This window comes from Candidatus Bathycorpusculum sp., assembly GCF_009778815.1.
Classification (GTDB): Archaea; Thermoproteota; Bathyarchaeia; order Bathyarchaeales; family Bathycorpusculaceae; genus Bathycorpusculum; species Bathycorpusculum hydrogenotrophicum.
This window is the reverse complement of the sequence record NZ_WRFL01000081.1, coordinates 1-8807: the sequence shown is the minus strand read 5'-3', so window position 1 is coordinate 8807 and position 8807 is coordinate 1. Positions and strand designations below refer to the sequence as shown.

The 8807-nt window shown below is 45.3% G+C and carries 9 protein-coding genes; 5 read left to right on the top strand and 4 right to left on the bottom strand.

All coding sequences use genetic code 11. The annotated features are described in order from the left end of the window. Positions 1 to 106 precede the first annotated feature (106 nt). The gene (locus FWF39_RS11065; RefSeq protein WP_343383500.1) at positions 107 to 982 is read right to left on the bottom strand and encodes a group II intron reverse transcriptase/maturase; all 876 of its coding nucleotides are present in this window, start codon (positions 980 to 982) and stop codon (positions 107 to 109) included. Between the two features lie 116 nt (positions 983 to 1098). Then, entirely contained in the window at positions 1099 to 2952 is a 1854-nt protein-coding gene (locus tag FWF39_RS11060) for a reverse transcriptase domain-containing protein (protein ID WP_343383499.1), read from the bottom strand. On the opposite strand from FWF39_RS11060, the gene FWF39_RS11055 reads away from it, so the two are divergent. After that, complete coding sequence (locus tag FWF39_RS11055) at positions 2952 to 3335, top strand: hypothetical protein (protein WP_343383498.1); 384 nt, start codon at positions 2952 to 2954, stop codon at positions 3333 to 3335. The two genes, FWF39_RS11060 and FWF39_RS11055, sit on opposite strands and share 1 nt — an antisense overlap. Before the next feature lie 173 nt (positions 3336 to 3508). Here the strand turns inward: FWF39_RS11055 and FWF39_RS11050 are convergent, their stop codons facing one another. Together FWF39_RS11050 and FWF39_RS11045 are read right to left on the bottom strand one after the other, a co-directional pair. Next, complete coding sequence (locus tag FWF39_RS11050) at positions 3509 to 4183, bottom strand: reverse transcriptase/maturase family protein (protein ID WP_343383501.1); 675 nt, start codon at positions 4181 to 4183, stop codon at positions 3509 to 3511. Positions 4184 to 4275: 92 nt separating this feature from the next. Next, positions 4276 to 4491 carry a hypothetical protein gene (locus FWF39_RS11045; protein ID WP_343383497.1) on the bottom strand — a complete coding sequence of 72 codons (216 nt, stop codon included), beginning with the start codon at positions 4489 to 4491 and terminating at the stop codon, positions 4276 to 4278. A gap of 789 nt (positions 4492 to 5280) precedes the next feature. On the opposite strand from FWF39_RS11045, the gene FWF39_RS11040 reads away from it, so the two are divergent. The 4 genes from FWF39_RS11040 to FWF39_RS11025 all read left to right on the top strand — a co-directional run bounded on the left by FWF39_RS11040 (position 5281) and on the right by FWF39_RS11025 (position 8753). Then, complete coding sequence (locus tag FWF39_RS11040) at positions 5281 to 5847, top strand: nucleotidyl transferase AbiEii/AbiGii toxin family protein (protein ID WP_343383496.1); 567 nt, start codon at positions 5281 to 5283, stop codon at positions 5845 to 5847. Between the two features lie 399 nt (positions 5848 to 6246). Then, a complete protein-coding gene (locus FWF39_RS11035) occupies positions 6247 to 6441 on the top strand; it encodes a hypothetical protein (protein WP_343383495.1) in 195 nt (64 codons plus the stop codon). Continuing rightward, the gene (locus FWF39_RS11030) at positions 6431 to 6646 is read left to right on the top strand and encodes a hypothetical protein (protein WP_343383494.1); all 216 of its coding nucleotides are present in this window, start codon (positions 6431 to 6433) and stop codon (positions 6644 to 6646) included. Before FWF39_RS11035 ends, FWF39_RS11030 begins: the two co-directional genes overlap by 11 nt. After that, on the top strand, positions 6627 to 8753 hold the full coding sequence (locus FWF39_RS11025; protein ID WP_343383493.1) for a hypothetical protein: 2127 nt from the start codon (positions 6627 to 6629) through the stop codon (positions 8751 to 8753). Before FWF39_RS11030 ends, FWF39_RS11025 begins: the two co-directional genes overlap by 20 nt. Positions 8754 to 8807: the final 54 nt, after the last annotated feature.

Sequence of the window (8807 nt, the reverse complement as noted above, 5' to 3'; positions counted from 1 at the left end):
GTGGCGTGGGAGGCCAGCGAGTTACTGTCGTCAGCACTTTTCCAACCCCCTCGCCCCAAACGGAACGTGAAAGTTTCCTGTTCATTCCGCTTTCCAGCAGCCAAAATCAGCAAACACAAACACCATCATACAAACCCGAGTGAATCTTATAATGACACTCAACACAAACAGCCAACGACTTACGACGCATAGCAATCATACGCTTCATCCACTCAGGCTTATAACGACGCCCACTCCGACTCAAATCTTTAAGCTTCTTCACATGATGCATCTCAACCCCCTGAACGTCAGCCCCACACAACTCACAACAGTTACGCAACAAACGATCAACTAACTGCGACCTTGTATGAAACACCTCCTTGGGAGCCTCATCAATATCCACATCATTATTACGAGCTAACTTTATACCGCCAAACTGCGCAACCAAAGCCCGCTTCCCCTCACGTTCAACACGCACCTGCAAAACTCTATAAACTCCATCACGCGTCTCAGCCGTCACCTTATACTTCCTAAAGATCTTATTTACTGTCGTCCTATGCTTGCAAGCCAACGTCTTAGCCAACGAAACTTCCATGACCCGCTTAACAGCATACATATGATAGGCATTGTAGGCATGCATATAGTATTGCACAAAACCGCGATACTCAGACTGAAAACGACTAACTATATCAAAGTCCGAGCAATGTATCAACTCTGCTCTGTGAATCGGTTTACCTTTAGTCATATATTTACACATCTTTGCCTGCATCTTATCTTTGGGCACTCGTAATCCAATCGTACCATTGATAGTTCTTTGTCCGCGTCGGTCATGCTGCGAATTCGCATGTAGAACCTCTATATCATAGCTCAAAAAGCGAGCACGCTCACTTCTAGCATGGGTGATTAGGGTTTTCTCTTCGCAGAGACGCATCTTAAGTTCGCTTTGGAGATACTTGGATAGTTCAACTTTGATGTCTTGAGCTTCAGATTTACTTCCAGACAAACCTAAAAGCCAGTAGGGTAAACCCCCGGCGCCTTATCGCCTTTCGGCGGTAGGTTTCCGAAAGCTCCCCTCCGAACCGGGCAGACACCTCTCGATGTACCACAGCTCTCTAGACATCAGTCTAACACTCCAGCATGCAACCTGCCATGGCAAGAAACACAAAGAACCATAGTTTTGCGCCGACGCGCAATCATCCTAATCTCCCACTGCTTCCGCCCCAACAAATCACGCAACCGACGCACATGATGAACCTCCAAAGCTACATCCTCAATCCCACAAACCTCACACCGTCCAGCCAACAACCGCTTAATCAAGCTACACCGGCTATAGTTCGTCCAGACCCGAGCCACAATATCAGGATCCACCCGCCCCACACGCGTATTACGACAAAACCCACCATTATAAAATACAGCTTTGCCCATACCATCCTTAGTGGAGTAGTTCACCACAAAATCCTTCCCCTCCCGATATCTAGAGGCAACCTTACTGACATGAGCCCGATACTTACAAGCAAACGTTCGAAGCATACTACCCTTCATAATATGATAGAACTTGTTTAACACCGACGCATTGCTAGCCAAGCGATAATAGTTGTACAATCCTCGTATCTCAGCATTGTATTGACGCACAATCTCTAAGTCATCTGAATTTAGCATACAGTTACGATGGATAGGCTTCCAAACCTCACCCTGACCTCTTTGCTTATCAAACTCAATCTCAAGAGCCTTATAACTCAAGAGCCGTCCTAACCACTTCTCGCGGGGAACATAGAGAACCACATTACCACTACCAATACGCTTAGTAAAGTCTTGATTGATACGCTTAAATTGTCCAGCTTTGAAACGCTTAATGTGACCTCGCCTATGAATCCGCAAATCATAGCCCAAAAAGCGAGCCGCCCGATATCCAGGAGTGATTAGGGTTTTCTCCACAGACATCTCCATACAAAGACTCCGAGTGATGAAAATCCCTATATCACGTTTAATCTGCTCTGCATCACGTTTGCTTCCAATAACCCCCACGGCGAAATCATCGGCGTACCTGCAAAAAGATATACGCTTAAAGGTCTCATCAAGGGGATTTTTGGATGATAGCGATAGTTTGATGCGGCGCAACTCTTTGATTTCCGCGATTAAGCGGTCTTTCTGTTCTTGTGACAGGTCTGCTTTGGTTTTCTCTAGTTGCCGCTGTTTGGTTAGGTATGCTATCTGTGCTTTGATATACGCAGGATTTGCACTGCGAGATTTGCCACAATTGAACTGATCTGCATATTTAGTCAGGTACTGATCTAGCAAATTGAGATAGATGTTTGAGAGGATGGGACTAAGAATCGAGCCCTGCGGGGTTCCGGAGTAAGTGTTATGGTATGTCCACTGTTCCAAATAGCCCGCACGCAAGAATTTCCAGATCAAATCTAGAAAGCACTCATCTGAGATACGTTTGCGCAGGGTGTCGATAAGCACATGGTGATCAATGGAGTCAAAACAGCCCTTGATGTCGCCCTCAATCCACCACCGGGTACCAGTGAAGGAACGCTGAATCTCTCTTAGAGCAGTATGACAGCTTTTGTTGGGTCGAAACCCATGGGAATGACAGCTAAAGGTCGGTTCATAGATGCTCTCTAAAATGAGCCGCAGAACCTCCTGAATCAGTTTATCATCCACCGAGGGTATGCCCAACGGTCGTTGCTTACCATTAGATTTGGCGATATAGATGCGTTTTGCAGGAGTTGGTTGATAGCTGTGATCGCGTATTTTCTCAATAAGGGATTCAATACGGGCTATACTCATACCGTCAAGGGTTTTGTGGTCGGCTCCGGGAGTCATGTTGCCGGGGTTTTTCTGTATGCGCTGATAGGCTAAGAGATAGAATTGGGGATTGTAGAGATTTCTGTAGAGTCTTTCATATTTGTAGGTTGATTTCTTTGCCTTTGTAGTTAGGCTTTCCAATACATTTTGGGGACTTCTCAATGCCTCTCGCACTATTCCTTAATGTTTGGTTGATATCCTACCCCCCCCCTTCGCCGCGTGAATGGGTCTCCCATTCTCAGACTACTATGGGGGTTCCGCAACCGATACCCGATATTCAGCGTCTCTTCCTTGATTTGGTCTTGGAATTTGCGCCTTGCGGCTTACGCATAGCCATTTGGCGTTCGGGGTTAGGTTCTCTCCAGTTAGACATGTGGGTGGAGCGTGCAGTTTCGGAGTGGGTTTTCGTCCGTTTCCGCTTATGGCGGTTAGCTGACAGAAGTATCATGCAGAGATGTGACGACTTTACATGTCTGCTCTGTCAGGCGGCAGGTGTAGCCATCGTATGCCGTCGAGTTTGCTATCTCGCTTTGGACTGCCCTTGAAACAGTATAGTTTTATCCCTTGTTTGCAACGTTACGTCTTGCCGCTCAGTCGCGAGTGGATGGTTTATCGACTTGCGGCTTTTCGTTCGTGCTATGTTCCCCATGTGGGTTTCCCTTTTGGGTTAGAACGATGACGTCAAAGTGACCTTTTTGGTCGTTGACACTTTTCTTTGCTATCTTGCCAAAGATAGACTCCCATAAATCCACGAGCCAACAGTATCTACGGTTAGCCCTTCTGGACGCACATCATCAGCATATCTGCAATAGTTAACTCGCGTAAATGATTCATCAAACAGATCTTTTGACGGTATTGTTCGCATTTGCTTCAGCAGTTGCTTTGCTTTTTGCTTATCATTATTTTTCAGCGCGCGTTGCCTTTCATCGATGAGCGCTTGGTACTGGGGGTTGCGTTTTCTTGCTTTACCTTGGGTGTATTGTTTGGAGAGCTCCTCACAGTACTTGTCAAGCTCGTGCAGGTAAATGTTTGCAAGGATGGGGCTAGCTCCGCTTCCCTGGGGAGTACCTGAGAGCGAGTTGTGCACTTGGTGAAACTCAAAGTACCCCGCCTTCAAGAAACGCTCAATCATCCCCAAGAAGCGTCCGTCCTTAATTTTTTTGGCCAGAAGAGTTAGCAGCGTATTGTGGTCAATAGTGTCAAAGAATTTGGTGATGTCCCCATCAACTATCCAAGTGGCGGCTCTGTTTTTGGTTTTGATTTGGTAGAGAGCGGTTTGGCAGCTGTGATTGGGTCTAAAGCCATGAGAGGTTTCGCAGAAAAGCGGCTCATAGATGGCTTCTAAGATTTCGCGTATGATTTCTTGAACCAGCTTATCATCAAAGCAAGGGATACCAAGGGGACGGGTTTGTGTTTTGTCGCGTTTTTTTGGAATGTGTTTGCGTTTGTTGGGTTTGGGTTGGTAGCGCTCAGCTTTTAGTTTGGCTATGAGGGTTTGGATGGTCTTTTGGCTATAAATCCGTCAATGGTTTTATTATCTATTCCGGGGGTGTGGTTGCCTTCTTTTGAGGAGATTTTTTGGTAGGCTCGCGTGTGGAAGTCGGGGTTGAAAAAATTTCTGTAGAGTCTACTAAATTCATAGTTTTGGTCATGTTCGGATTTTTGTTTTAGTATGGATAATCTTGTTTGAGCAGTTTGCATTACGCATACCCTTGCAAGTTATCAGTAGAGTTGCCTGTCGCCCTTCGCCATGTAGCAAGGTTTCCTTGCTTCAGACTACTATAGCGACTCCGAGTCCCTCTGGAAACTAGCGTTGCCATCTTTTTGGTCATGTTTGTGTTTGGTTGCATACAGTTGTTTCCTTATCTTGTTTGTTCCCAGGGTGGGTTTCTCCGTTTAGCCGAGTTGACATCTTGATGGGGTTTAGGTCTCCACACAGTTCTTTGGCGTGCCGATGGCACGTTGGAGCGCTCCGATGATTACAACCACCTACATACAATGTGGTTGTAGGGGTGCTCGTGCGCGCGTCAATCAGTCTTTGGTCCACAGGACCCCGCGCACCCCGCTGATCAGGGCAAAGAGCTTGGAATGTTTGCAGTTTAGCCGTAACCATGCCCCATGATGGCCTTGCAGCTCGTGTTCATACACTGACTTCGAGCACAGCCGCTTCATCTAATGCTTTGGTCCCCGAGGCTTTCCAGCTTTGGGTAATGAGATTGGCCACCCAGATGTTTCATCAATCTGGGACCGCTTCCGGCAGTGCCAACCCGACCTTTTACGGACGCACTATGTATTCAGCTCTCAGTGAAAATGTCGTTAGAATTTAAATTTTAATGCTGTTTTTACTCAACAACCACGGTTGTATACACAGGTTCATGTATAGTCACTCTAATAAAAACACACAAGCTGAATACATACCAAATTTTTATACACCAATAGTTAAAAACTTATTGAAGACGGGTTCTAAGTGTTTGAAGGATAATCGAGATTATGGAGTTGTCGGGTGGGGATAAGATTTGTACGTTTAAGGTTTGGTATCAGTCGAAGATTTTTAATCGTAAGAGTTTTTTTAAGATTCAGATGAATTTTGTAGAGAAAATTTGTTATCCCTTCCACAGTGTAGAGTTGAGAAGTGTAATTTCTAAAAATCAAGAGGAGCTTGCTTTGTTATTTTCTGAGTATCAAGCGTGTATGGGGGTAGTAGGGTTTGATGTGTATGATGTTAGGGAGATTTTGGCTGAGAAGATTCGGGCGATTCTTACGCGTCAGGGGATTAAGGCGAGAGATTTTCTTGATGTGTATTTGATTGGTAAGGTGTTTGGGGTTTCTTTGGATGAGGTCTTTAGTTGTGTGGTGGAGAAACTTGGGTTTACTTTGGCGCTCTATGGGCGGTATCGGCAGAATTTGGCGGCAAAAAAGGTTACTTTTCTCTCGGCTCCGTTTAGTTGGGGTGATGAGAAAGGGCTTTTGTTAAAGGAAATCGATGAAAAAGACTGCTATTGCTTCATTGAAAATCTACGGGGTTTCTTAGAAAGAGTTGCAAACAACTTGGCTTAACAAACATGGGCAATACCTTTGAATATTGAATATCAATATAATCGCCCACCGCACAAAACACACACTTCTCCCTATAATATATACTCGTAAGTATTAAAAGCGGAAATTCTCTAAACCCAATCAGAAATCTTCGGCTTTTTAAATTTACAAAACTTACTATAGTGGTGAAAAGCGCGTGAGCAAAACTGTCACGATTGGTCGGGTAACATCTCAAGTAGATCAACTAACAAACGTCTGCTCAGACCCCTCTCTAAAAAACTATCCACCCTACCCCAAGTGTTATACCGATCTGTACAAAACAAAATCCATACCAAAAAACCCTAAAAAAAACAAAGTTGGTGCCCCATCCCGCAAAGATAGACACCAACCTTACCACAAACACCCAAAGGAGGTCTGTAAATGAATAGTACCGATTTCTGCTATAAAAGAGCCCCCAAAATAGCCATATTGAACATAACCTATACACTCCTATCCACTATAGGGTGTAAACTGTTCAAGTATCTATACCGCATACAAAAACGCGCCTGTCAGCTACAACCACCACTACAAACCGATCCAAAAGAACAGCCAAGGGTGATTGTGCGTGACTGCTAAATTTTCCATAGTGGGTGAACTGGTGTTGTCTAGTAGTGGGAAGACAGTTAAAATTCACCACTTCCAAGCAGGCAAACGAGTCCTCATCGGCCAAGCAAACCGACAAACCCTACACAATCTAACCGAAAAAAGATGCTTAACAGCTCATATCTCAAAATATGAGAACGTAAGCGACGGCGATACAGATGACGACGAACAGCGCTAATTTAGCAGAACTAAGGGCCGCCGCAGAAGCATGGCACGAAGACGGCGCATCCATCATCCCCATACACATACACCAAACACCCGACCCCCAAACCGAATGCCACAACAAAGACTACAGTTCTACTAACTGGGGCAAATGGATAAAACAACCCCAAACCAAAGAAAAATTCCAAAACCTAAACTGGACAAACAAAAACGGATTCGCCATAATCTTAGGCTACCAAGACCCAAACGGCTACTACCTAACCGCCGTAAACTTCGACCCCAAAACCCACCTCAAAGAACCCAAACAACAACAAACCAACAACCAACAACAAACCAACAACCAACAACAAACCACTCCCCGACAGTTTGAGGAAGAGCTTAAGCAGTATAAGGTAAAGCTTGCGCAACATGATTTGGCTGTCGAGTGCGGCAGAAAACTATTAGCCGACCTACCAAAATCCAGACTTGAACTTACAGTTAATGGCGGATACCATATTTTATTCAAGAGCCACCAACCAGTAAAGACCGTAAAATCGGTTCATCACACCTGCAAAGTCGAAGTGCTAACCGAACACCAAATGTGCATAATGGCACCCTCCTTTGGCTACAAACTCCAAGAAAACACCGACGAAATAGCCGCCATTGACGACTTTAACCAACTCTTCGACAACCTATGCCAAAAACACAACCTACACCCCAACACAACCCACCACACCCAACACACTAAGAAAAACACCCAACCACCAAAACAACCACAACATCAATCATCCCCGCATATTGTCGAGTTGGATGATGAAGCGCTCCAGCAGATAGACGATGTGTTTACCTCCGTTTGGACAGAGAGCAGTAGGCATAATCTAACCACTGCATTTTGCAGGTGGTTCATAAAACAAAACACCGCCAAAAACTCAGCACTCAAACTAATCGGCCGCCTCTGCTGTGCAACAAACACAAACGATAGCGATGCCGCAGGCTTTCTAAAAGACGTACACAACCAATACACCAACCGAAAAGATAACCCCGACCTAAAAGGCTGGACAGGACTACTAGAAATATATCAACAGGTAAAGGGTTGCAAAATGCCCCCTGAGTTGCAAAAAAAGCTAGCCGACATCATAACAATCAAAGCCACTAATGAGAAAGTGGGGGGTAAACTCGTTATTCGCAAAGACTGCGGCCTATCCGACCAAGGATACTATGAAGCCATATACCAAAACGACAAACCCGCCTTCCTAACCTACAACAAGGGCGCGTTTGAGGTCTATGACTCAGTAACAAAAAACGAGAAACTAATAATTCTGCCCAAAACCAATCAAGAAATCCCCTACGAACCCTACACCTACAACCCAAACACACCCATACAATCTGTGGAGGTATTGTTTGATCGGGTGTGGGTAGAGTTTGACTTGTTTGTAGATGTGGAACCTAAGTGGGTTGATGTCTTATCTTCCTGTGTTTTGCTAAGTTATAGACAGGAAAAAATCGACTCCACCCCCTACATCTACATCGTAGGCGACAACGAATGCGGCAAAACCGTTATCCTAAATCTGTTAAGCAAACTCTGCTACCGCCCCCTACACTCAGTTTCACTAACACCAGCCAACATCTATGGCTACATAGGTACGGATAATGAGTTCTTTGGAACCATATTGGAAGATGAGACTCAGGGCTTGGATCGCAATGAGGAGAAGGCGAAGCTATACAAAGCAGGCTACACCAAAGGCACAAAGGTCGCTCGAACCCTCCAAACGCAGTCAGGCCGCCACATAGAATACTACAACACATTTGGCTTTAAGGCCTCTGCCGCTAAAAAGATGCCCTCAAACAAGGGGTTTGTGGAGCGCAACCTCTTCATCCACATGACAGAGAGCGAACCCAAAAAAGACTTGGGCGATAAAAACAAACAAGACGAACAACGCCTCCAAGCGATACGGAATGATCTTTTGGTGTGGCGCTTATCAGTGCAGACTGTAGATTTGCCTGAGACGGTCTTTTCGGTTGATAGCGGGGTTAGGGGGCGTTTAAAACAGATTTGGAAGCCTCTGTTGCAGGTGATGTCTTGTCCCAAAATAATTTCCCCCCCACCTTTGAGGTATCTTACAACTCACCATTTCACCATCTAAACTGTCTAGCAGCTATACCCAGCCACACCTCAGGCCACAAACGGCTGACAAACG